This is a genomic window from Micromonospora sp. WMMA1998 (assembly GCF_027497375.1).
Classification (GTDB): Bacteria; Actinomycetota; Actinomycetes; order Mycobacteriales; family Micromonosporaceae; genus Micromonospora; species Micromonospora sediminicola.
This window is the reverse complement of sequence record NZ_CP114911.1, coordinates 3477636-3500554: the sequence shown is the minus strand read 5'-3', so window position 1 is coordinate 3500554 and position 22919 is coordinate 3477636. Positions and strand designations below refer to the sequence as shown.

General features: G+C 73.8%; 17 protein-coding genes. 9 read left to right on the top strand and 8 right to left on the bottom strand.

Annotated features, from left to right (window positions below; all coding sequences use genetic code 11):
- Positions 1-6: 6 nt before the first annotated feature.
- Together O7600_RS15690 and O7600_RS15685 are read right to left on the bottom strand one after the other, a co-directional pair.
- Positions 7-663: a response regulator transcription factor gene (locus O7600_RS15690; RefSeq protein WP_281588076.1), complete on the bottom strand. Its 657-nt coding sequence runs from the start codon at positions 661-663 to the stop codon at positions 7-9.
- Positions 664-749: 86 nt separating this feature from the next.
- Complete coding sequence (locus O7600_RS15685; protein ID WP_281588074.1) at positions 750-2054, bottom strand: sensor histidine kinase; 1305 nt, start codon at positions 2052-2054, stop codon at positions 750-752.
- A 389-nt stretch (positions 2055-2443) separates the two neighbouring features.
- Between O7600_RS15685 and O7600_RS15680 the strand changes: the two genes are divergently transcribed.
- Genes O7600_RS15680 through hemB form a run of 5 tightly spaced genes read left to right on the top strand, consistent with a single transcriptional unit; the run spans position 2444 to position 8124 of the window.
- Positions 2444-3214 carry a redox-sensing transcriptional repressor Rex gene (locus O7600_RS15680; RefSeq protein ID WP_099163555.1) on the top strand — a complete coding sequence of 257 codons (771 nt, stop codon included), beginning with the start codon at positions 2444-2446 and terminating at the stop codon, positions 3212-3214.
- Positions 3211-4584 (top strand): glutamyl-tRNA reductase, encoded by a 1374-nt coding sequence (locus O7600_RS15675; RefSeq protein ID WP_281588071.1) that lies wholly within the window; start codon positions 3211-3213, stop codon positions 4582-4584. Before O7600_RS15680 ends, O7600_RS15675 begins: the two co-directional genes overlap by 4 nt.
- On the top strand, positions 4581-5549 hold the full coding sequence (gene hemC, locus O7600_RS15670) for a hydroxymethylbilane synthase (RefSeq protein ID WP_281588069.1): 969 nt from the start codon (positions 4581-4583) through the stop codon (positions 5547-5549). The genes O7600_RS15675 and hemC overlap by 4 nt, the downstream gene beginning before the upstream one ends.
- Complete coding sequence (locus tag O7600_RS15665) at positions 5546-7126, top strand: uroporphyrinogen-III synthase (RefSeq protein WP_091569409.1); 1581 nt, start codon at positions 5546-5548, stop codon at positions 7124-7126. Before hemC ends, O7600_RS15665 begins: the two co-directional genes overlap by 4 nt.
- 14 nt (positions 7127-7140) lie before the next feature.
- Positions 7141-8124 (top strand): porphobilinogen synthase, encoded by a 984-nt coding sequence (gene hemB / locus O7600_RS15660; RefSeq protein WP_099163558.1) that lies wholly within the window; start codon positions 7141-7143, stop codon positions 8122-8124.
- Here the strand turns inward: hemB and O7600_RS15655 are convergent.
- The gene (locus O7600_RS15655) at positions 8118-8696 is read right to left on the bottom strand and encodes an NAD(P)H-dependent oxidoreductase (RefSeq protein WP_281588064.1); all 579 of its coding nucleotides are present in this window, start codon (positions 8694-8696) and stop codon (positions 8118-8120) included. The genes hemB and O7600_RS15655 overlap by 7 nt on opposite strands.
- Before the next feature lie 54 nt (positions 8697-8750).
- On the opposite strand from O7600_RS15655, the gene O7600_RS15650 reads away from it, so the two are divergent.
- Positions 8751-9098 carry a MerR family transcriptional regulator gene (locus O7600_RS15650; RefSeq protein ID WP_281588062.1) on the top strand — a complete coding sequence of 116 codons (348 nt, stop codon included), beginning with the start codon at positions 8751-8753 and terminating at the stop codon, positions 9096-9098.
- 704 nt (positions 9099-9802) lie between these two features.
- Here the strand turns inward: O7600_RS15650 and O7600_RS15645 are convergent.
- From O7600_RS15645 to O7600_RS15635, 3 genes are all read right to left on the bottom strand, one after another.
- A complete protein-coding gene (locus tag O7600_RS15645) occupies positions 9803-13075 on the bottom strand; it encodes a lamin tail domain-containing protein (protein WP_281588059.1) in 3273 nt (1090 codons plus the stop codon).
- Between the two features lie 95 nt (positions 13076-13170).
- Positions 13171-14187: a GNAT family N-acetyltransferase gene (locus tag O7600_RS15640; RefSeq protein WP_281594171.1), complete on the bottom strand. Its 1017-nt coding sequence runs from the start codon at positions 14185-14187 to the stop codon at positions 13171-13173.
- A 72-nt stretch (positions 14188-14259) separates the two neighbouring features.
- Entirely contained in the window at positions 14260-15453 is a 1194-nt protein-coding gene (locus tag O7600_RS15635) for a murein transglycosylase (RefSeq protein WP_281594170.1), read from the bottom strand.
- A gap of 56 nt (positions 15454-15509) precedes the next feature.
- On the opposite strand from O7600_RS15635, the gene O7600_RS15630 reads away from it, so the two are divergent.
- Together O7600_RS15630 and O7600_RS15625 are read left to right on the top strand one after the other, a co-directional pair.
- Positions 15510-15731 (top strand): zinc ribbon domain-containing protein, encoded by a 222-nt coding sequence (locus O7600_RS15630; protein ID WP_281588057.1) that lies wholly within the window; start codon positions 15510-15512, stop codon positions 15729-15731.
- Between the two features lie 158 nt (positions 15732-15889).
- Complete coding sequence (locus O7600_RS15625) at positions 15890-18706, top strand: adenylate/guanylate cyclase domain-containing protein (protein ID WP_281588056.1); 2817 nt, start codon at positions 15890-15892, stop codon at positions 18704-18706.
- Between the two features lie 39 nt (positions 18707-18745).
- Here the strand turns inward: O7600_RS15625 and O7600_RS15620 are convergent, their stop codons facing one another.
- Positions 18746-19288 carry a phospholipase gene (locus tag O7600_RS15620; protein ID WP_281588054.1) on the bottom strand — a complete coding sequence of 181 codons (543 nt, stop codon included), beginning with the start codon at positions 19286-19288 and terminating at the stop codon, positions 18746-18748.
- Positions 19289-19463: 175 nt separating this feature from the next.
- The gene (locus O7600_RS15615; RefSeq protein ID WP_281588052.1) at positions 19464-21125 is read right to left on the bottom strand and encodes a family 10 glycosylhydrolase; all 1662 of its coding nucleotides are present in this window, start codon (positions 21123-21125) and stop codon (positions 19464-19466) included.
- A 277-nt stretch (positions 21126-21402) separates the two neighbouring features.
- Between O7600_RS15615 and O7600_RS15610 the strand changes: the two genes are divergently transcribed.
- Entirely contained in the window at positions 21403-22899 is a 1497-nt protein-coding gene (locus O7600_RS15610) for an amino acid permease (protein ID WP_281588050.1), read from the top strand.
- Positions 22900-22919 lie beyond the last annotated feature (20 nt).

Below are 22919 nucleotides of genomic sequence, written 5' to 3'. Positions count from 1 at the left end.
GGGCGGTCAGGCGCGGAGGTGGGTCAGCACGGCCAGCACGCGGCGGTGGTGGGTCGTCGCGTCGGGCGGCAGGTCGAGCTTGGTGAAGATGTTGCGCACGTGCTTCTCCACCGCGCCGTCGCTGACCACCAGGATCCGGGCGATCGCGGTGTTCGAGCGCCCCTCGGCCATCAGCGCCAGCACCTCCCGCTCGCGCGGGGTCAGCGCGGCCAGCGGGTCGTCGCGCCGCCGCCGTACCAGGAGCTGGCTGATCACCTCCGGGTCGAGCACGGTGCCGCCGGTCGCCACCCGGGCCAGCGCGTCCAGGAACTCGTCGATCGCGGCCACCCGGTCCTTGAGCAGGTAGCCGATCCCGCCGCCGGCGCCGCCCGCGGTGTCCAGCAGGTCGTCGGCGTACGACACCTCCACATACTGCGAGAGCACCAGGATCGGCGTGCCCGGCACCCGGCGGCGGGCCTCCACGGCCGCGCGCAGCCCCTCGTCGGTGTGCGACGGCGGCATCCGCACGTCCACCACCGAGATGTCCGGACGGTGCGTGACCACCGCCTCGACCAGGGCGTCCCCGTCACCGACGGCGGCCACCACCTCGTGTCCGCACTCGGTCAGCAGCCGGATCAGCCCCTCCCGGAGCAGTACGGCGTCGTCCGCGATCACCACCCGCATGGGTCCGGTGTCTATCACGTCCGGGTCCGGGTCCCACCGCGCGGCGTTCGTACGCTCCGCAGCGCCGTCCATCGGACCGGCGGACGTCACCGCGGCAGCTCCGCGTGGACCCGCGTCGGTCCGCCGGTCGGGCTGGCCACCTCCAGCGTGCCGCCGGCCGCCCGGACCCGGTCGGCGATGCCGCTGAGCCCGTGCCCCTTGGCCAGGTGGGCGCCGCCGATCCCGTCGTCGGTGACCGTGATCTCCAGCCGGCCCACCTTCCGGACCACCTCCACCCGGCACGCGTCGGCCCGGCTGTGCTTGGCGACGTTGGTCAACGCCTCGGCCACCACGAAGTAGGCGGCGCTCTCCAGCCCGGGGTCCAGCCGACCGGCGGCGGTGCCCAGGTCGTCGTCGACCAGCAGCTCGGTCGGCACCAGCGCCCGGGCGGCGAGCGCGGCGAGCGCGCTGGGCAACCCCCGGTCGACCAGGATCGGCGGCGCGATGCCCCGGGAGAGGGCGCGCAGCTCGTCGAGCGTCTCCCGGGTCTGGGCGACCGCCTCGTCCAGGGTGCGGCGGGCCGCCTCGGGGTCGGCGGCCAGCTGGTGGCGGGCCCGGCCCAGGTCCATGGCGAGCCGGACCAGGCGCTGCTGCGGCCCGTCGTGGATGTCGCGCTCCAGCCGGCGCAGCGCGGACGCCTCGGCCGAGGCGGCGGCCCGTTTCTGCTCCTCCAGCGTGACGATCCGCTGGCGCATCTCGGCCACGCCGGTGAGCAGCGAGTACGCCAGGCCGCCCTGGATCCGGGCGCAGGCCCGGGCCACGAGCGGAAGGGTGAGGAGCGCGAACAGGCCGATCGCGGTGTTCAAGGCGATCCGCGCGTCGGTGCCGTCCCCCATCCCGAGGAGCTGGCTGAGGTCCTGGTCGTCCGGCCCGCGCGGGATGGCCCAGTCGTACGCGCCGTAGAGCGAGCCGGTCAGCGCAAGCGCCCACCACACCACCAGCACCACGAACGTGGGCAGGGTCACCACCAGCCGCAGGAACGCGTGCAGCAGGTCGAGCCAGGACTGGGGGTCCCGCATCGGGGTGAACACCCGGCGCCAGAACCGGGCGCCGCGCGGTGGCGTCACGTAGGCCGGCCGGACCCGGGGCCGGCTGAGCACGCCGGGGAGCCGGAGCCGTTCCAGGTCGGCCAGCCCGCGCGCCGCGTAGAGCACGCCGGCGAGGACGGGCAGGCCCAACGTGGTGACCAGCAGGCCGGCGCTGAGTGAGATCCCCGCCACGGCGAGCACGAAGCCGACCAGCGCCAGCGGGAGGCTGAAGAGCACATAGCCGGAGTCGCGCGCGAGCCGGTGGAGCAGGCCCCGGACGGGCGACGAGGGGGCGGGCGCGGTGGCCAACGGTGCGGCGGTCATGGTCCGAGGCTATGGGCGCGTAGCGGGCCGACCCATCCCGTGCGCCGCCCTTTCCGGGGTGGGGTTCTCCCTACCCGGACGTGAGACGCGCCTCGCCACGCCGGTCACGGAGCGCTATCGGGCGCGTGCGATTGGTCAGAGAAGTCTGGATTGAGCAATAATCGCCTCGCGCCGCCCATGCAGCGCGATTGATCGATCTTGTGGGAATGGAGGAGCAGGTGAAGGCGCGTCGCGAGTCAGCAAGATCGCGATTTGTGCACCTCTTCACAAGCGCCTACTCTGTAGTTCCGACGCGCCCTGCTAGCACAGCCGGCAACATCGGTCGCCAGCGGGAGTCCCGAAACGACCGGCCCCCGTCGCTGGTCGAGGATCGCACCGCACGGAGTCTCATGAGCCAGCACCGTCAACCAGGCGCGCCCGGTCGCACCGGTGCCGTACCGGCGCTTCCGGACCTGCCCGAGGCGACCGTGTCCCGGCTCCCGGAATACCTGCGCGCGCTGCACGCGCTCGCCGACGCCGGCCACGAGACGGTGTCCAGCGAGGGCCTGGCCAACGCCGCCGGCGTCAACTCCGCCAAGCTCCGCAAGGACCTGTCCCACCTCGGCTCCTACGGCACCCGCGGCGTCGGCTACGACGTGGCGCTGCTGATCGACCAGATCGAGTCCGTCCTCGGGCTCACCCAGTGCCGCGCGGTGGCGCTGGTCGGCGTGGGTAATCTCGGTCACGCCCTGGCCGGCTACGACGGCTTCGCCAACCGCGGCTTCCGGATCGCCGCGCTCCTCGACGCCGACGCCTCGCGGGTCGGCGAGCAGATCAACGGCCTGGTCGTCCGGCACGTCGACGAGCTGTCCCGGGTCGTGGCCGAGGAGTCGATCTCGATCGGCGTGATCGCCACCCCGGCGCCGGCCGCCCAGGCCGTCGCCGACGAGCTGGTCGCCGTCGGCGTGACGAGCATCCTCAACTTCGCGCCGTGCGTACTCTCGGTCCCGGACGGGGTCGACGTGCGCAAGGTCGACCTCGCGATCGAGCTGCAGATCCTGTCCTTCCACGAGCACCGCAAGGCGTCGCTGACCGCGCTGCCCGCCACCGGCGGGCCCGGCCTGGCCGCCCTGCCGGGCGGGCTCGCGGCCACCGACACCCAGGAGGCGATCGGCACGTGAAACTGCTCGTCGTCGGCGCGTCCTACCGCACCGCCCCGGTCGCCACCCTGGAACAACTGGCCGTCCCGCCCGCGGACCTCACCCGCACGCTGGACCGGCTGGTCGCCCAGCCGTACGTGGCCGAGGCCGCCCTGGTCTCCACCTGCAACCGGGTCGAGGTCTACGCCGCCGTCTCCGGCTTCCACGGCGGACTCGGCGACATCTGCGCGGTCCTGGCCGAGCAGGCCGGCTGCCCGCCGGCGGCGCTCGCCCCCCACCTCTACGTGCACTACGACGCCGCCGCCGTGGACCACGTCTTCCGGGTCGCCGCCGGGCTGGACTCGATGGTGGTCGGTGAGGCGCAGATCCTCGGCCAGCTCCGTGACGCCTACCACTCGGCCACCGGCGCGGACACCGCCGGCCGCCTGCTGCACGAGCTGATGCAGCAGGCGCTGCGGGTGGGCAAGCGCGCGCACGCCGAGACCAACATCGACCGGGCCGGGCAGAGCGTGGTCACCGCCGCCCTCGACCTCGCCGCCGACCTGCTCGACGGCGACCTGACCGGGCGACCCGCCATGGTGGTCGGCGCCGGTGCGATGGGCTCGCTGGGCGTGGCCACCCTCTCCCGGCAGGGCGCCGGCCCGCTCACCGTCACCAACCGCGGCGCCGCCCGCGCGGTCCGGCTCGCCGAGTCGTACGGCGCGACCGCCGTGCCGATGGCCGAGCTGGTCGAGGCGCTCGCCACGGTGGACGTCGTGGTCGCCGCCACCGCCGCCACCGAGCCGGTGCTCACCCGGGACGTGGTGACCCGGGCCCTGTCCCGCCGGGACGCCGACCGGGGCCCGCTGGTCCTGCTCGACCTGGCCGTTCCGCGCGACGTCGAGGCAGGTGTCGCCGAGCTGCCCGGCGTCGAGGTGATCGACATCGACCGGATGGCGGCGATCCTCGCCGACGGGCCGGCCGCCGCCGACGCCGCCGAGGTGACCCGGATCGTCACCGGCGAGGTCGAGGCGTTCCTGAGCTGGCTGCGCGGCGCCGACGTGGCCCCGACCGTGGCCGCCCTGCGCGGCCGGGCCGACGACGTGGTCACCGCCGAGCTGCGCCGGCTCGGCCAGCGCCGCCCCGACCTCAGCGACGACCAGCGCGCCGAGGTGGCCCGCACCGTGCACCGGGTCGTGCAGCGGCTGCTGCACCAGCCGACCGTACGGGTCCGCCAGCTCGCCGCCGAGCCCGGCGGCGACCAGTACGCGGCCCTGCTGCGCGAGCTGTTCGACCTGGAAGTTCCGCAGACGTCCCCGGTCGACACCGTCCCCGACGTGGTCGCCACCGACCTCGACGGCCGCTCGTCGTTCGACGCGGCCGACGTTCCGCCCACCGGAGGTGCGCGATGACCGCCCCCCTGCGCCTCGGCACCCGGGGCAGCACCCTGGCGATGGCCCAGTCCGGCCACGTGGCCGAGGCCCTCACCGCGGCCACCGGCCGCCCGGTCGAGCTGGTCGAGGTGGTGACCGCCGGGGACCGCTCCACCGCCCCGGTGCACCGGCTGGGTGTCGGCGTCTTCGTTTCCGCGCTGCGCGACGCGCTGACCGCCCGGGAGATCGACTTCGCGGTCCACTCGTACAAGGACCTGCCCACCGCGGCGGCGCCCGGCCTGCACATCGCGGCGGTGCCGCCCCGGCAGGACCCGCGCGACGCGCTCGTCGCCACGGACGGCCGTACGCTCGCCGAGCTGCCGCCCGGCGCGCGGATCGGCACCGGCGCGCTGCGCCGGATCGCCCAGCTGCACGCGCTGGGCATGCAGTTCGAGGTCACCCCGATCCGGGGCAACATCGACACCCGGCTCGGCCGGGTGCTCGGCCCGGACGCCGACCTCGACGCCGTCGTGCTGGCCCGGGCCGGGCTCACCCGGATCGGCCGCGCCGACGTCATCACCGAGACGCTCGACCCGATGCTGATGCTGCCCGCGCCCGCCCAGGGCGCGCTGGCGGTGGAGTGCCGGGCCGACGACCAGGACCTGGTCGAGCTGCTCGCGCTGCTCGACCACGCGCCGTCCCGCGCCGCGATCACCGCGGAGCGGGCGCTGCTGGCCACCCTGGAGGCCGGGTGCAGCGCACCGGTGGCCGCCTACGGCGAACTCGCCGAGGGTGAGACCGGTGAGGAGATCTACCTGCGCGGTGCGGTGATCAGCCCGGACGGTACCCGTGACCTCCGGCTGTCCCGCACCGGAACGCCCGCCGACGCGGCGGAGATCGGCAAGGCACTCGCCGCCGAACTCCTCGAACTCGGCGCCGACTCGATCCTCGGCCAAGAAGGACACACCGGCCCGGGGACCCAGCAACTTGGGAGCACAGAATGACCCGCACCCGTAAGCCCGTAGGCCGGATCGCTTTCGTCGGGGCCGGCCCCGGCGACCCGGGCCTGCTGACCCGCCGGGCGCTCGACGCCCTGGTCGAGGCCGACCACGTGGTGTACGACCGGGGAGTCCCCGAGTCGCTGCTGACCCACGTCCGCGCCCAGGCCAGGTCAGACGCCGAGTTCAGCCCCGCCGAGGGCGTGCCCGGGGACGTGGCGAAGGTGCTGATCTCCGCGGCCCGGTCCGGGCAGAACGCCGTGCACCTGGTGGCCGGTGACCCGTTCGGCCACGACTCGGTGGTCAAGGAGGTGCAGGCGGTGGCGCGCACCGCCGCCCACTTCGAGGTGGTGCCGGGCGTCGGCCAGGCCGAGGGCGTCGCCACCTACGCGGGTGTCCCGCTGCCGGGCGTACGCACCGCCGCCGACGTCGAGGACGTCACCACGCTGGACTTCGACGCGCTCGCCGCGGCCGTGGGCCGGGGCTCGCTGGCGCTCGCCGTGGACGCCGGTGACCTCGCCGCCGTCCGGGACGGGCTGCTGGCGGCCGGCATCGACGGCACCACCCCGGTCGGGGTGACCGGGGACGGCACCGGCGAGACGCAGTACACCACCACGTCGAGCGTCGACTCCTTCGTCGCGGCGGCGCTCGGCTTCACCGGCCGGGTGGTGCTCACCGTCGGCGCGGGCGTCACCGACCGCGACAAGCTGAGCTGGTGGGAGAACCGGCCGCTGTACGGCTGGAAGGTGCTGGTGCCCCGCACCAAGGAGCAGGCCGGCGCGATGAGCGCGCGGCTGCGCGCGTACGGGGCGATCCCGTGCGAGGTGCCGACCATCGCGGTCGAGCCGCCGCGCACCCCGGCCCAGATGGAGCGGGCGGTCAAGGGCCTGGTCGACGGCCGCTACGCCTGGGTGATCTTCACCTCGGTGAACGCGGTGCGGGCGGTCTGGGAGAAGTTCGGCGAGCACGGCCTGGACGCTCGGCACTTCGGCGGCGTCAAGATCGCCTGCATCGGTGAGGCGACCGCCGACGCGGTCCGCGCGTTCGGCATCCAGCCGGAGCTGGTCCCCGCCGGGGAGCAGTCCTCCGAGGGCCTGCTGGCCGAGTTCTCGCCGCACGACGAGATCCTCGACCCGGTCGGCCGGGTGCTGCTCCCGCGCGCCGACATCGCCACCGAGACCCTCGCGGCCGGCCTCACCGAGCGCGGCTGGGAGGTCGACGACGTGACCGCGTACCGGACCGTGCGGGCGGCGCCGCCGCCGGCCGAGATCCGCGACGCGATCAAGTCGGGCGGGTTCGACGCGGTGCTCTTCACCTCGTCCTCCACGGTGCGGAACCTCGTCGGCATCGCCGGGAAGCCGCACGCGCGTACCGTTGTTGCCGTGATCGGGCCCAAGACGGCGGAGACCGCGACGGAGTTCGGCCTGCGGGTCGACGTCCAGCCGCCGCACGCCTCGGTCCCCGACCTGGTGGAGGCGCTCGCCGCCTACGCCGTCGAGCTGCGCGAGAAGCTCGCCGCCATGCCGGCGAAGCAGCGCCGCGGCTCGAAGGTGCAGGGCCCGACCGCCCTGAGGTTCCGCTGACAGGAGGCATCCCCATGCCGTACCCCGAGATCCGGCCCCGCCGGCTGCGTCGCAACGCGGCCGTGCGGCGGCTGGTCTCCGAGACCCGCGTCGACCCGGCCGAACTGGTCGTGCCGATGTTCGTCAAGGAGGGGCTGACCGAGCCGAGGGCCGTCGCGTCGCTCCCGGGGGTGCTCCAGCACTCCCGGGACTCGCTGCGCAAGGCGGCCGTCGAGGCGGTCCAGGCCGGGGTCGGCGGGATCATGCTGTTCGGGGTGCCGTCGACGCGGGACGAGACCGGCTCCGGCGGCCTCGACCCGGACGGCATCCTCAACGTGGCCATCCGGGACGTGATCTCCGAGGTCGGCGACGCCACAGTGGTGATGAGCGACCTGTGCCTGGACGAGTTCACCTCGCACGGGCACTGCGGCCTGCTCACCCCCGACGGCGGCGTGGACAACGACGCCACGCTCGCCGCGTACGCGGAGATGGCGGTCGCCCAGGCCGACGCCGGGGTCCACGTGGTCGGGCCGTCCGGGATGATGGACGGCCAGGTCGGCGTGGTCCGCAAGGCCCTGGACGCCGCCGGGCACCAGGACGTCGCGGTGCTCGCGTACGCGGTCAAGTACGCCTCCGCCTTCTTCGGCCCGTTCCGGGACGCGGTGGAGTCGGCGCTGGAGGGCGACCGGCGTGGCTACCAGCAGGACCCGGCGAACCTGCGGGAGTCGCTGCGTGAGGTCGCGCTGGACGTCGCCGAGGGCGCCGACATGGTGATGGTCAAGCCGGCCCTGCCCTACCTCGACGTGGTGTCGGCGGTCCGGGCCGCGGTGGACGTCCCGGTCGCCGCCTACCAGGTCTCCGGCGAGTACGCGATGGTCGAGGCCGCCGCCGCGAACGGCTGGATCGACCGGGAGCGGGTCATGCTGGAGACGCTCACCTCGATCCGCCGGGCCGGCGCGCAGATCATCCTCACCTACTGGGCGGTCGAGGCGGCCCAGCTGCTCCGCGAGCGCTACTGACCGTACGGCCGGTTCCTGCGGGCGGTCCGTAGCGCCCTGCCCCACCAGGTCAGCTCGTCCAACGTCGCGTCGGCGGCCCGTCCCAGCGGCTCGTCGCCGACCAGCCGTCCCTGCGGGTCGAGCCGGTCCCACGGGGCGGTGAGCACCACCCCGGTCCGGGTGGTGGCGGCGTGCAGCTCGGCGAAGACCAGCCGAAGCTGCTCGACCGCGCGGATCCCGCCCGAGCCGGCGCCGTACGAGACGAACCCGACCGGCTTGGCCACCCACTCGCGGTGGTGCCAGTCGATGGCGTTCTTCAGCGCCGCCGGAAAGCTGTGGTTGTACTCGGGCGTGATCACGACGAAGGCGTCGGCGGCGTCGAGGCGGCCGGCGATCGGGCTGGCCGGGTTGCCGCCGGGCGGGGTGTCGGCGAGTGGAAGTGGCACCTCGGCGAGGTCGACCAGGTCGGTGCGGAGGCCGTCCCGGCGGCCGGCGTGCCCGACGAACCAGTCGGCGATCGTCCGGCCCATTCGCGGCACGCGGACGCTGCCGACGAGCACGGCGAGGGTGAGCGGCGGTTCTTGCGTCGTCATGCGGTGGACGCTAAGACTTGAACAATTGTTGAAGTCAAGTGCGCGGGAGCTGCCATGGACACGCTGACGGTGGGCGAGGTGGCCCGGGAGAGCGGTGCCAGCGGCTCGGCGATCCGCTTCTACGAGCGACAGGGCCTGATCGCAGCCAGTCGGACCAGCGGCAACCAGCGCCGGTTCGGCCCGGACGCGGCATGCCGGGTGCGGGTCGCCCGGGTGGCCCAGCGGATCGGTCTCAGCGTCGGCGAGATCCGGGACCTGCTCGCGGCCCTGCCGCCGGAGCCGTCCCTGGCCGACTGGCAGCGGCTGCACGCCCAGCTGACCGTCGAGGCGGAACGGCGGATCGCCGAGCTGCACGTCGCGCTCGACGACATCCGCTCCGGTCGCCGTCTCTGCGACCTGTGACTCACCCGTCGGCTGATCGCTCCGTCCAGCGCCCGCGCACCCCGTCCCCCCGCGCACCGGGCCGATGGCGCTCGCTCGTCGGCGGGCCGATCCCCCCCCGCCCCCGCCCGCCGGCCCCGCTCGGCCGGGCCGGACCTCTTCTCGACGCCTTTCGAGCTGATATCAGAAACGATTCAGCGCACGCGCTACCTGACCGGGCCGGCTACCACCGCCGGGTCGGCCACCAGACAGGGTGCTACCTCGGCGAAGTGGCGATGTCCGGGCGGGCCGGACGGTGCCATCTCGGCGAAGTGGCGATGTCCGGGCGGGCCGGACGGTGCCATCTCGGCGAAGTGGCGTCGATCATGCGGACGGGGGTGGCCCGGCCAAGCCGGAGGTGACCGCGCGATATCACGAACGACTCAGCTCGAAAGGCGCGCCTCGGGGATCAACCGACTCCTGGGCGGCGGGGATGGCGGACTCGGCCGGTGGGTGGCATTCCTGCCTGCCTCCGGCGACACCTCCTGGCAACTTCGCTCACCGGCCGAGGACGCGCCGGTAATGATCCGGCCGACTCCGTGGGTGGCCGACTCCGTGGGTGGCCGACTCCGTGGGTGGCCGACTCCGTGGGCGGCCGACTCCGTGGGTGGCCGACTCCGCCGGAACCGCGGCGGCCCGCCGATCCGGCCGTGAGCCGGACGACGGGCCGCCGTGGCGAGCGTCGCTCAGTCGTCGTTCAGGATGGTCCCGACGCCAGCGGGGTCGGCGAGCCGCAGGCCCGGCACCCCGGCCACGTACAGCGTGAGCCGCTCGTCCGCCTCGCGCTTGCGGTCACCGCGCACGGTGACCGGGAAGTCCAGCGACGTCCGACCCGCGGGCAGCACCCGGCAACCCACGTACGGGTCGTAGTCCGTCCCGGCCTGCGCGGTCGTGCCGTAGGTGGCGGCACAGAGCAGGGCGGGCTCGGAGAGCGGGCGGGACACGGTGACGGTGAACGTCATCGTGCGGGCGCCCTTGTCGCCCTCGGTGACGGAGGTGTCGGCCACCCGCAGCGCGGCGCGGGAGCGGAACCGGGCCACCGTCGGGTCGTGGTCGCTGGCGCCCCGGTCACCCAGCTGCCCGGCGTCGGTGGGGTAGTCGGCGTTGATGTGCGCCGTCCGGACCTGCACCAGGTCGTCGTGCATCGGGTCGTTGACGAACATGTTGTCCAGCGTCTGGGCCTGCCCGCTGAAGGTGTACGAGTAGGCCGCCGCCGGCGCGTCCGCCACCAGATCGTCCCAGAGGTTGTGCAGGCCGGCCTGGTAGAGCGGGGCGAGCTGGTCCGACGGGGTCGGGTTCTGCCCGGTCGCGATCGGGTCGTCGGGGCGGGGGAAGACGTTCAGGTCACCCCCGTAGACCACCCGGGCGGACGGGTCGGACGCCTCGACCGCCCGCACCATCGCCGCGCCGTACGCGGCCTGCTCCCGGCGCTGCCCGACCCGGCTGTCCGGGCCGGAGGAGAAGTGGTTGGCCACCGCCCAGAGCGCGAAGTTCTCGGTCGAGCCGGGCGCCGCCCTGACCGTGAAGCGGGCCAGCTGCGCCGCGCGGGTGTAGACGTTGCTGCCGTCCACCCCGGTGGACCGGTCCACGTCCTCGGGGAGCACCGCGTTGAACGCCTTCGGGTTCTGCACGTCCGCGTTCGACGGCAGCGCGGCCGAGCGGTACGTGACCGTCGGGGCGGAGCCCAGCAGCGGGTCGGCGGCGGTGGCCTGGGCCAACGTCAGCCGGTCGGTGCGGTAGAGGAACGCCGAGGTGATGCCCCGGGCGTCCGCGCCGGTGCGGTCGTACGCGGCGGCGTAGGCGGGACCGCCGTTCGCCGCCACGGCCAACGCCAACTCCTGCACCGTGTCCGGCGCGCCGTCGGCGTCGTTGGTGTCCCCGCAGGTGAGGTTGCCGTCGACCACCGAGCAGATGTCCTGGTCCTCGGCCTCCTGCACGAGGATCAGGTCCGGGCTGTGCAGCGAGGTGACGATCTGCCGCGCCTGCACGCCCAGCTTGGCCGTGTAGGCCTCCGGGCTGGCCGGCACGTAGTCGAACGGCGGGCTGACGCCGGGGCAGCCGCTGTTGCCGGCGAAGTCGCAGCCGTCGAACGGGTCGTCCCGGTAGTCGTACAGGTTCTCCACGTTGTAGGTGGCGACCGCGACCTCGCTGCCCCGGTCCGCCGGGCGCGGCGGGTTGTTCTCCGCCGGGTCCGCGCCGCCGGTCAGGGTGAGCTGCTCGGGCTGCACGCTGTACTTGCTGAACGCGTACGAGACGGAGCCGTAGGCGTCCTCGGTGAGCGTGTCGAACGTGCGCGCCTCCGGCAGCAGCGCGGTGGAGTCGCCGGCGGTCGCCTTCACGCCACCGGCCCCCAGCAGGATCCGCTGGTTGTTGCCGTTGTCGAAGAGCGTGCCCGGGATGTCGTCCAGCGGGTGCGCGTCCCGGAACACCCGGCGGGCGTACGGGTCGGACCGCTTCATCACCGGGTCCTCCCGGTCCAGCACGTAGATCTCGGAGTCGGCGGTGGAGGAGTAGATGTGCCGGGGCGCGGAGACACCGCTGCCGGCCCGGACCCGCATCCGCTCGCCCTCGTGCCGCTCCCAGAACAGGTCGGCGGCGTCCGCCTCGGCCGGCGGGACCGCGTCGTCCACCCGGACCGCGGTGTCCACGTCGAGCCCGGAGTCGAGCTTGCGCACCAGCGACGCGCTGGAGAGCTGGGTCTGGTTGAAGTATTCCGAGACCCGCCCGCGCAGCACGACCTCGTCCCCGACGGTCGGAGCGTAGCCGCCGATCAGCGTGGTGAACGAGCCCATGAAGACGAAGAGACCGTCCGAGGTGAGCGGGTCGCCGTCCTCGCTGCCGAGCCGGCTCTGCAGGTAGAAGCCCCACTGGTCGGCCCCGGCCGAGGTGCGGGTCAGCGACTTGCCGGTGATCACGCCCCGGACGTCGTACAGCAGGGTGCTGGTGCCGTTGCCGCTGGCCGGCGCGAGCGGCGACCGGTCGGTGCGGCCGCTCTCGTCGTCGGCGGTGCGGCCCTGCACCTCGCCCACCGACAGCACGCTGGTGGCCTGCACGGTGAGCGTGCAGGTGGCGGTGCCGCCCTCGGCGTCCGTCGAGGTCACGGTGACCGCGTAGCTGCCGGCCGGCAGGCCCGTCGCGGTCAGCGTCGCGGTGGCGGTGCCGCCCGCGGCGGTGGCCGGGGTGAACGCGGTACGGCTGATCGAGCCGCTCGCGGGCGCCGGCGCGACCGAGGTGACCGCGAGGTCGGTGACCGTGTCGTCGGCGTCGGTCGCGGTCACCGCGCGGGTGGCCGTGGCGCCCGACTCCAGCGTCAGCGCGCCGCCGCAGGTCAGCGTCGGCGGCTGGTCGACCGGGCCGCCGCCGTCGACGCTGTGGCTGCCCAGCCCGTCGAACGTGTCGATGGCGAACCCGGCCCACTGGGCGGCCGGGTCGAACGGGTCCGACGGGTCGGTGTCGCCGGCGGTCACCGAGGGCAGCCGGCGCAGCGTGTTGTCGGCCGTGCTGGTGAGCCCGGTGCCCCACTCGCTGCCCGGGTCGACGCCGACCTGGCCGAGGGCGTCGACGACGGTCTCGCCCCGGCGCAGCACGATCGTGTCGTCGCCGTTGAACAGCGAGCCGGCGTACGTCTGGTCGGCCTGGGCGAGGATCGCCGGCCCGGCCGACGCGGCGGCGAAGACGAACACGTCCCCGGCGGCGACGGTGCCGGTCAGCGCCACGTTGGTGGAGGTGGTCGCGCCGTTGAAGTGGAACTGGAGCTGGTAGCCCCCGGCGGCCAGGTCGACCGGGGCGCCGGTGCCGTTGTACAGCTCGACGGCCTTGTTGTTGGACGACCCCTCGACGTATTCGGAGATGAACAGGTCGGTGGGCGCGGCGCTGGCCGCGGGGGGCGCGACACCGATGGCCGTGACGGTGACGGCGGCGGTGGTCGCGAGCGCGGCGATTGTGCGGCGCGGGCGCATGGAGCCTCCACGATGGGTGGGCGGGGAACTAACGCACGTTAAGGGGCGTGGCCGTCCGACGTCCATCCCCCGGGCAGCCGTTTGGTGAACAGGCGTCAGCGGTGACTGTCCAGCCGGTGCACCAGCTCGGCGACGTCCACACCGTATTCACACCAGTCGCGGTCGGTGCGGTAGCCCAGTTCGGCGTTGACCTTGAGCATCGACTCGTTGGCCTGCGCGTTCCAGGTCTGCACCTCGGCCACCTCGGGTTCGGCCGAGCGCAACTCCAGCAGCATCCGGGCCTTGATGGCCCGGTCGATGCCGTAGCCCCGGTGGTCCCGGACCACGATGGTGTCGTACTGGTCGGCGCGGGTGGGGTGCTGTGCCGGCACCACCACCTCGGTCAGGCCGGCCACCTCGCCGGTCTGCTCGTGCAACGCCAGCACGATGTACGGCTTCATGCCCCGCCGGTGCAGCGTGTCGAGGCTGTCCCGCAGACGCTCGGGATCGTAGGAGCTGGGCCGCAGCTCGCCGTCGTCCACGTCGCGCACCTCGGCCTTCGCCCGCGCGTACGCCTCGATCAGCGTGTCCGGCGGGCCGCCCGGCCAGAACTCGACGTGGTAGCCCGCGCCGACCTCGGTGGCCATCTCCGCGAGCGCCGGCCAGTCCACCGTGCTCAGGTCGAGCACGCTGCGGGTCTCCACGTATTCCCGGGTGAAGCCCAGCGCCTCGTAGAACGCGACGGCCGGGGTGTTGCCGACCACCTCGACGCCGATCGACTGGAAGCCCTCGTCCCAGACCCGGCGGGCGGCCACCCGCACCAGCTCGCGGCCGAGCCCGGTGCGCCGGACCGCCGGGTGCACCAGCACCTCCAGCACGCCGATCCCGCCGAGCAGGAGCACGTGGACGTGCCCGACGATGTCGCCGGGGGTGCCGTCTGGGGCCGGGTCGTCCTGGGCGATCCAGGAGATCCGTCGTTCGCCGGGCATCACCTCGGACAGGTATTCCCGCATGGAGCTCTCCCGCCAGGGCGGATCCTGCGGCAGATCAGCCGCCAGGACCGCGTTCAGCGTGTCCAGCAGCGACGCGATCTCGGCGGACGACGCGGTCCGAGGGTCCCACTCGCGCACCATCACCCGTCTAGCTTGCCGTCAACCGCAGCCCGGGGGAAGGGTTGAGTCCGCGAATGTACGCGAGCCGTCACGTCACGTGCCGCTGCGCCGCCCGTACTCGTCGGCCTTGGTGAAGACGTCCTGGGCGTAGCGCCGCACATCGTTGTAGGACAGGATCGCGCCCCACCAGTCACCCGGGATGGTCATGTTCCGGCCGCCCTTGCACAGGTATTCGCCGGCGGCCAGCGCGGCGTCGTCGATGTCGTGCGGGTTCTTCACGCCGTCGTTGTCGGCGTCCGCGCCGATCTCCTGCCAGGTGCCCGGGATGAACTGCATCGGGCCGATCGCCCGGTCGTAGACCCGGTCGCCGTCGAGCTGCCCCTGGTCCGTGTCGAGGATCCTCGACCGGCCGCCCTGCCCGTCGAGCGCGTCGCCGCGGATCTCCTTGGAGGTCAGGCCGCTGGGCAGCAGCGTGACCCCGCCGGTGGTGCCGTGCCGGGACTCCACGTAGCCGATCGCGGCGAGCGTGGTCCAGCTCAACTGGCAGCTGCGGTGGGTCTGGGCGAGCACCAGCTCGGCGTAGCCGTAGGCCTGCAACGCCACCGCCGGGACGTCGGTGGTGCCGCTGACCCGCTGGGCCCAACCCGCCAGCGCGTCGGCCGGGCGGCCGGTCGGCAGCGCCGGGGCGTTGGTCACGCCACCGGGCGGCGGTGTGCCGGACGGCCCGAGGCTGCCCGGCGGGCCGGTCGGTCCGGGGAGCACGGGCGCGCCGGTCAGCCCCGGCGCCGGGCCGGTCTGCGGCACGCCGAAGACCGGTGCGGCCGAGGTGGCCTCCACGGCGACCGGCTCCGGCTTGCGGATGGCCGCCGGCACCAGCACCGCGCCGGCCGCGGTGGCGGCCCCGACCAGGGCGAGCAGGAACAGCGCCGGCAGGGTGGTGCGCCCGCTCGGCCGGCGGGACCAGTCCCGGGTGGCCCGGGCCGCGCCCACGGCGAGCTGCCGGGGTCGCACCGGGCCCGCGTGCGCGAAGGGCATCCGCCGCCGCCGGCCACCGGGGCCGGGCTGCCCGGCGTCGGCCTCCGCGCTTGACCCGGCCGTGGACGTCGACTTCCCCGTGGACGCCGCGTGCTCGGCCGTGGACACGTCTTCCGGTGTGGAGGGAGCTGTCCCGGGGGTCCCGGAGTCGGACCGGGCACGGCGGGGGCGCGGGACCGGCCCGGCGCCGCCGTCGGGCGGCGCGGCGGGTCGCAGGGGCCGGGCCGTGTTCCGCCGTTCGCCGTCCACCACCCGTCGAGTATCACCCATCGGTGCGACGACGTCAGGCCCGGCCGTACGCTGGCCGCATGCCCCGGTACGAGTTCCGCTGCCGCGCCTGCGGCGACACCTTCGAGGTCAACCGTCCGATGGCCGAGGCCGGCCGGCCCGCCACCTGCCCCCAGGGCCACGCGGACACCGTGAAGCTGCTGTCCACCGTCGCGTTCACCGGTCGCGGCGGGTCGGGCCCGGTGGGCGGGACCCCCGCGCCCGGCGGCGGTGGCTGCTGCGGCGGCGCCTGCGGTTGCTGACCCGGCACCCTCGGCCGGCCCGCCGGTCGATCCGGGGCTTGCCGCCCGTGTGATCCTTTGGCACCTTGAGTCGGCATCGGCCCGACCGTTCTCACGATGCGTGACGACGTGATCATAGGGCAGCATGAACCCGACGTCAGCGGGCGGAGGTTCGACGTATGTCGCCACGGATCCACCTCCCCAGCGGGTGGGTGACCTTCGTGTTCACCGACATCGAGGGCTCGACCCGGATGGCCCGGATGCTCGGGCCGGTCTACCGTCCCGTGCTGCGTGAGCACCGCCGGTTGTTGCGGGACACGCTGGCCGGCACCGACGGGGCGGAGCTGCTGACCGAGGGCGACTCGTTCTTCCTCGCCTTCCCGGACGCGGCCGCCGCGGTGCACGCCTGCATGACCGCGCAGCGCGCGCTCGTCGGGCACAACTGGCCCAACCCCGACGCCACGCCCCGGGTGCGGATGGGCCTGCACACCGGCTACGCCGAGCCGCGCGACGGCGAGTACGCCAGCCCCGAGGTGCACCGGGCGGCCCGGGTGGCCGCCGCGGCGCACGGCGGGCAGGTGCTCTGCTCGGCGGCCACCGCCCGGCTCGCCGACCCGCTGCCGGACGGCGCGTCCCTGCTCGACCTCGGCCTGCACCGGTTGCGCGGCTTCGACGACCGGGAGCGGCTGTTCCAACTTGTCGCGCCCGGCCTGGAACGGCGGTTCCCGCGTCCGCGTACGGCCGACGCGGCGGCGCACAACCTGCCCACCCCGGCCACCTCGTTCGTCGGCCGGCACTTCGAGCGCGCCGAGTTGGGTCGGCTGGTCGAGGCGTACCGGCTGGTGACCGTGCTCGGCGCGGGCGGCGCCGGCAAGACGAGGCTGGCGGTGGAGCTGGCCTCCGGGATCGTCGAGGACTATCCGGACGGCGTGTGGTTCGTCGACATCGCCGCGGTGACCGATCCCGGGCTGGTGGCGTTCGAGATCGCCGCCGTGCTCGGCCTGCGCCCGGAGCCGGGCCGGCCGATGGTGGACACCCTGGTCGAGTACGCGGCGCCACGCCGGATGCTGGTGGTGCTGGACACGTGCGACGCCCAGCCTGCCGCCTCCGCCGAGGTGATCTCCCGGCTGCTGGCCGGCGGCCGGGGCGTGCGGGTGCTGGCGACCAGCCGGGAGTCGTTCGGCGTACCCGGTGAGGTGGTGTGGCGGATCCCGCCGCTGTCGGTGGACGAGGAGCCGGGCGGGGGCGCCAGCGACGCGGTGGCCCTGCTGCTGGACCGGACGGCGGCGGCTCGGGGCGGCCGGGCGCCGGACCCGGCGGAGCAGGCCGACCTGCGCCGGGTGGTGCGGCGGCTGGACGGGTTGCCGCTCGCCATCGAGTTGGCCGCGGCGCGGCTGCGGGTGCTGTCGGCGGGTCAGCTGGCCGAGCGGCTCGACGACATGCTGGGCACGCTGGACGCCGGGCGGGAGGCGGCGGAGCCGCCGCCGGTGGAGGCCGGCTGGAGCGGCAACCAGCAGGACACCGTCGACCTGGTGGCCGCCGCGACCGGCGCCGCCCCGCCGAGCCCGGCGAGCCGGGCGGTGCAGCGCTCGGCCAGCGAACGACACCTGACCATCCAGGCCACGGTGACGTGGTCCTACCGCACGCTGGGGGCGCGTTCGGCGCGGCTGCTGCGCTGGATGGCGGTCTTCGCCGGCCCGGTGGACCTGCCGACCGTGCAGTGGCTGCTCGACGAGGATCCGCTGGACCCGCTGTCGGTCCTGGTGGACAAGTCGATGGTGCTGGCCGAGCCGCACGCGTCGGGCAGCACCTACCGGATGCTGGACCCGATCCGGGCGTACGCGGCGCGGCGGCTGATTGAGACGGGCGAGGAGCAGAGCGCCCGGGACCGGCACGTCGCCTGGTCCCGGCACGCGTTGGACCGGGCGCACCTGGGCCCGGACGGTCGCCCGGTGACGCTCTCCCTCTACGCGCTCGACCCGCTGGCCGGGGAGTTGCGGGCCGCGCTGCGCTGGTGCGCCACCGGTGGCAGCGCCCGGTCGGGCCTGCACCTGGCCGGCGGTCTGGACCAGTGGTGGCGGGAGCGCGGGCTGGCCCGCGAGGGGCGGCTCTGGCTGTTCCGGCTCTACGGGCGGATCGCCGAGACCGGGGAGGCGATCCCGGAGGCGGAGCTGGCCGCGGCCTACCACATGCACTCGCTGCACGCCGGGGCGGACGGGGAGTTCGCCGAGGAGCTGCGCTACTCGCAGCGCGCCGAGGCGGCCGCCCGGCAGGCCGGCGACCGGGGACTGCTGGCCCGGGTGCTGGCCGGTCGCGCCGCGCCGTTGGTCGACATGGGACAGTTCGCCGAGGCGGAGCGGGTCTGCCGCGAGGTGATCGACTGGGCGTACGCGCAGGACGTGGTGGGGGACGCGCTGCTCGCCGTCTACAACCTGGCCGAGCTGCTCTGGCGTCGGGGCGCGTTGGACGAGGCGGCCGAGCTGCTCGGCGCGGCCCGCCCGGTGGAGGCGGCCCGGCCGGTCGAGCGGGGCCGCCGCTCGGTGGACATGCTGCTCGGCATGGTGGCGCTGTCCCGGGGTGACCTGGTGGCCGCGCACGAGCACCTGCTGGTGGCGTTGCGGTCCCGGATGAGCCACGGCTACCTGGGCCGGGCCTGCGACACGATCAACGCGATCGCGGTGCGCTGCGCGCTGGCCGGGGATGCGGTGTCCGCCGCCCGGCTCTTCGGCGCGGCCCAGGCCACCCGGGCCAACCTGCGGGCCACCCCGGGCATCCACGGGCCCTACTGGCTGGGCCGGCAGGCGGAGCTGCGCCGGGCGCTGGGCGACGAGGCGTTCGACGCGGCCTGGGCGGCCGGGGCCGGCCTGCGGTTGGACGAGGCGGCGGCGCTGGCCCTGCACGTCGAGCACCCCGACCTGGCGGCGGACTCACCCCGGTTCGGGACGCCCACCGCCGGCCCCCGGCCGGCCGCCGAGCCGCGCAGCACCACGGGCTGACCGGTCGGGCGGCCCGGGTGCGGGCCGCCCGATCGGGGGTCAGCCGCGGACGGCGGCGCGGCGTTCGGCGTCGGCCTTCATCCGGGCGGCGCGGTCGAGGTCGGCCTGCTGCACCGCGGCGACCGAGCCGAAGATGCTGACCGCCTGGTAGTAGGTCCAGGCCAGGCTGTAGCAGGCCGGGCGGACCACCGAGTTGTAGGTGGCGCAGACCCGCTTCAGGTCCGCGTAGAAGGCGCTGTCGAGGCGGGACTTGTTGGCCGGGAAGATGCCCATGGCCTTGTGGTTGCGGTAGCCGAAGTCGTGCCGGTAGCAGGACAGGTTGAAGGTGAAGCCGAGCGGGTTGTCCGGGCTGGACGAGCAGTAGTCGGTGGACCAGTCGAAGCCGTACTCGGCCCAGGGGGCCTTGTTCAGCCGGGCGCTGTTCCAGGCGTTGTAGCTGGAGGCGCTGGTCTGGGTCCAGGACGACAGCACCGAGAGTTTCTGCTGGGTGCTGACCGCGGCGGCGGCCGGTGTGGCCAGGCCGAGCAGGGTGAGCAGGGCGAGCGTTCCGGCGGCGAGGGCGGTGGCGAGGCGACGGGACACGGGGACCTCCGCGGGGTGGGCGTCGGGACGGGTGACAACCCGGGATCTCCGGATTTCGACAAGTGTCGATCAATGGGGTGGCGGGGGCGATGGCGCGGGAAACGGCTCGCTGACATCCGCCCAAACAGACGAATGCCCCCGGGTCGCCGTGGCGGCCCGGGGGCATTCGGTGGGATCAGCGGACGAAGCGCGGCAGGCTCGCCGGGCTCTCGTTCGCCAGGCGGTCCAGCGCGGTCACGTAGTAGGTGTACCGCGTGCCGGCGGCCGCCGTGGTGTCCACCCAGGACTGGACGGCGCCGTCGGTGGCCCGGACGGTGCCGACCAGGTGGGAGGCGTCGGCGAAGTCGCAGCGACCGGCCAGGCCGAGGCCGTCGAACCGGTAGATCGCGTACGACGCGGCGGTGCCGAGCGGGCCCCTGCCGTCGGCCGGCTGTCGCCAGCTCAGCCGTACCCCGTCCGCCTGCCGTTGGGCCTTGGTCACCACCGGGAACAGCAGCGGCTTGTGCGGCAGGTGGGTCATCCTGGGCACCAGCGCCGGGCGGGAGTAGTGCTCGGCGGCGTAGATGTCGGTGGCGCCGAGCCGGTTGGCCCGGACCTGCACCGCCGAGAAGTGCACGTTGCCGAGCACCTCCGGGTATGACCGGTTCAACGTCAGGTGGTTCGACAGCTCCTGCGGGTTCATCCAGAACGACCCGTACGCCGGCTCACCGCTCTTGTAGTCGGCCTGGCCGATGTAGAGCTGGACCCTGGTGCCGCGCACCTGCTCGGCCCACCACGGCACCAGCCGGGCGTAGTCGGCCGCCGGGTACTGGCCGATGTACCAGTAGAGCTGCGGCACGACGTAGTCGATCCACTCCTCCTTGATCCACTTACGGGTGTCGGCGGAGATGATGTCGTACGACTGCGAGCCGGTGGTGTCCGAGCCGTTCGGGTCGGCCGAGGCGTTGCGCCAGATCCCGAACGGGCTGACGCCGAACTTCACCCACGGCTTGGCCGCCTTGATCTTGGCGTTCATCTCCTGCATCAGCAGGTTGATGTTGTCCCGCCGCCAGTCGGCCTTGTCGGTGAAGCCGCGGTTGTACTGCGCGAACGTGGCGTCGTCCGGCACCTGGTAGGTGCCGCTCGGGTACGGGTAGAAGTAGTCGTCGAAGTGCACGCCGTCCACGTCGTACCGCGTGACCGCGTCCATCATCGCGGTCTGGACGAACTCGCGGACCTCGGGGATGCCGGGGTTGTAGTAGAGCCGGCTGCCGGCGACACCGGCGGGCGGGTAGGCGAAGACCCAGTCGGGGTGCTGTCGGGCCGGGCTGTTCGGTGCCAGCTTCGACAGGTCGGCGCCGGCGCCGCCGGGCGCGGGCATGGAGACCCGGTACGGGTTGAACCAGGCGTGGAACTCCAGGTTCCGCTTGTGGGACTCGGCCACCAGGAAGGCCAGCGGGTCCCAGTCCGGGTCCTGGCCGCGCACCCCGGTCAGGTACTCCGACCACGGCTCGTACGGCGAGGGCCAGAACGCGTCCGCGGTCGGGCGGACCTGGACCACGACGGCGTTGTGGTTGAGCTTCTGGGCCAGGTCGAGCCAGGCCAGGTATTCGGCCTTCTGCTTGGCGACCTGGTCCGGCGCGGTCCAGGAGTCCTTGCTGGGCCAGTCGATGTTCGTCACCGAGGCGATCCACATGGCCCGGAACTGCCGCTTCGGCGTGGCCGGGTTCGTGACGCAGTCGGTGGAGGTCGTGTCGGTGGAGGTGGGCGCCGGCGCGGCCTGCGCCGGGCTGCCGGCGACCAGCGCGCCGAGCAGCGCCGCGGCCAGCGCGGCGGCTCCCAGCCGAGTTGCCTTCATGCGGTGCGGTCCCTTCGTCGGGTCCGGTGGGACGGCAAGATTCGCCGCGTGACTCAAGTCACCGGTAGAAAACTTTCATCAATCCGTACGCGGCGCAAGACCCCCGTGCCGGATCGATGCGCCCGGTCCGACCCGGCGGCGCCCCGCCGGGTGGCGCACGTTCCGCATGGTGACCGAACCGACACGTCAGGTATTGGATTGGGTCGGGGAGGGGCTGGGTAGCTTGGCCGGTCACGGACCGCCACCGTGGTGGTCACACGGGTGGGGGAGGTGATCCATGTCAGTCCTGCGGACCAAGCCGATCCAGGACGTGCTCGCCCAGGGTGACGCCGACGGCAGCGACGGCAAGCCCGGGCTGCGCCGCCGGCTCGGCTCGTTCGACCTGATGGGCTTCGGCATCGGGATCGTGATCGGTACCGGCATCTTCACGCTGACCGGCATCGAGGCGAAGAACAGCGCGGGCCCGGGTGTGGTGATCTCCTTCGGCATCGCCGGGGTGGTCGCGCTGCTCGCCGCGCTCTGCTACGCCGAGCTGGCCGCCAGCGTGCCGACCGCCGGCAGCGCCTACACCTACGCGTACGCGACCATGGGCGAGATCGTCGCCTGGATCATCGGCTGGGACCTGCTGCTGGAGTTCGCGCTCGGCGCGGCGGTGGTGGCCCGGGGCTGGTCCGGCTACCTCGCCGACCTCGTCGGCCTGCCCAGCGCCTGGTTCGCCGAGGAGGGCAGCATCGTCAACCTCGGCGCGATCGCCATCGTGCTGGTGCTCGGCGCGATCGGCATCGTCGGCATCCGGGAGTCCGCCCGGGTGACCAACCTGCTGGTCCTGGTGAAGGTGGCGATCTGTGCCTTCATCATCATCGCCGGGCTGTTCTTCGTGAAGGCGGCCAACCTCAGCCCGTTCGTCCCGTCCAGCGAGCCGGCCGGCGCCGGCGAGGACGGAATCCGGCAACCGGTGACCCAGGCCATCTTCGGGATGGAACCCTCCGTCTTCGGCTTCGCCGGCGTGCTCACCGCCGCCGCCGTGGTGTTCTTCGCGTACACCGGGTTCGAGGCCGTGGCGAACCTGGGTGAGGAAACCCGCAAGCCCAAGCGGGACCTGCCGCTGGGCCTGCTCGGCACGCTGCTCATCTCCACCGTGCTCTACATCGGCGTCTCGCTGGTCGTGGTCGGCATGGTCAAGTACACCGAGATCGACGAGGGCGCGCCGATCGCGTCCGCGTTCAAGGCCGCCGGCGCCGGATGGGCCGCGGTGCTCGTCTCCATCGCCGCGATCGCCGGCCTGACCAGCGTGATCCTGGTCGACCTGGTGGCCATGGGCCGGATCGGCTTCGCCATCGCCCGGGACGGGCTCATCCCGCCCTCGATCGCCAAGGTGCACCCGCGCTGGGGCACCCCGTACCGGATCTCCGCGATCATGACGGTGGGGGTCGCGCTGCTCGCCGGCTTCCTGCCGCTCTCCGCGCTGGCCGACCTGGTCAGCATCGGCGCGCTCTGCGCGTTCGTGCTGGTCTCGATCGCGGTGCCGATCCTGCGCAAGCGGCGGCCCGACCTGAACCGGCCGTTCAAGGTGCCGTTCTCGCCGGTGCTGCCGATCGTCTCCGCGCTGGCCTGCCTCTACCTGATGCTGAACCTGTCGGTGGAGACGTGGCTGCGGTTCCTGGCCTGGATGCTGCTCGGCGGCATCATCTACTTCGGCTACGGGCACCGCAAGAACCGCCTGGCCCGCCGCGAGCACTCCTCGGACACCCCCGAGCCCGCCCCCACCCCCTGAGGCGGGCACCTGAAAGGAAG

What these genes read in the sequence shown, in the direction of transcription:
- O7600_RS15690 (WP_281588076.1), bottom strand. Translation starts at nt 663, where the DNA reads ATGCGGGTGGTGATCGCGGACGACGCCGTACTGCTCCGGGAGGGGCTG.
- O7600_RS15685 (WP_281588074.1), bottom strand. Translation starts at nt 2,054, where the DNA reads ATGACCGCCGCACCGTTGGCCACCGCGCCCGCCCCCTCGTCGCCCGTC.
- O7600_RS15680 (WP_099163555.1), top strand. Translation starts at nt 2,444, where the DNA reads ATGAGCCAGCACCGTCAACCAGGCGCGCCCGGTCGCACCGGTGCCGTA.
- hemC (WP_281588069.1), top strand. Translation starts at nt 4,581, where the DNA reads ATGACCGCCCCCCTGCGCCTCGGCACCCGGGGCAGCACCCTGGCGATG.
- O7600_RS15665 (WP_091569409.1), top strand. Translation starts at nt 5,546, where the DNA reads ATGACCCGCACCCGTAAGCCCGTAGGCCGGATCGCTTTCGTCGGGGCC.
- hemB (WP_099163558.1), top strand. Translation starts at nt 7,141, where the DNA reads ATGCCGTACCCCGAGATCCGGCCCCGCCGGCTGCGTCGCAACGCGGCC.
- O7600_RS15655 (WP_281588064.1), bottom strand. Translation starts at nt 8,696, where the DNA reads ATGACGACGCAAGAACCGCCGCTCACCCTCGCCGTGCTCGTCGGCAGC.
- O7600_RS15650 (WP_281588062.1), top strand. Translation starts at nt 8,751, where the DNA reads ATGGACACGCTGACGGTGGGCGAGGTGGCCCGGGAGAGCGGTGCCAGC.
- O7600_RS15645 (WP_281588059.1), bottom strand. Translation starts at nt 13,075, where the DNA reads ATGCGCCCGCGCCGCACAATCGCCGCGCTCGCGACCACCGCCGCCGTC.
- O7600_RS15640 (WP_281594171.1), bottom strand. Translation starts at nt 14,187, where the DNA reads ATGGTGCGCGAGTGGGACCCTCGGACCGCGTCGTCCGCCGAGATCGCG.
- O7600_RS15630 (WP_281588057.1), top strand. Translation starts at nt 15,510, where the DNA reads ATGCCCCGGTACGAGTTCCGCTGCCGCGCCTGCGGCGACACCTTCGAG.
- O7600_RS15625 (WP_281588056.1), top strand. Translation starts at nt 15,890, where the DNA reads ATGTCGCCACGGATCCACCTCCCCAGCGGGTGGGTGACCTTCGTGTTC.
- O7600_RS15615 (WP_281588052.1), bottom strand. Translation starts at nt 21,125, where the DNA reads ATGAAGGCAACTCGGCTGGGAGCCGCCGCGCTGGCCGCGGCGCTGCTC.
- O7600_RS15610 (WP_281588050.1), top strand. Translation starts at nt 21,403, where the DNA reads ATGTCAGTCCTGCGGACCAAGCCGATCCAGGACGTGCTCGCCCAGGGT.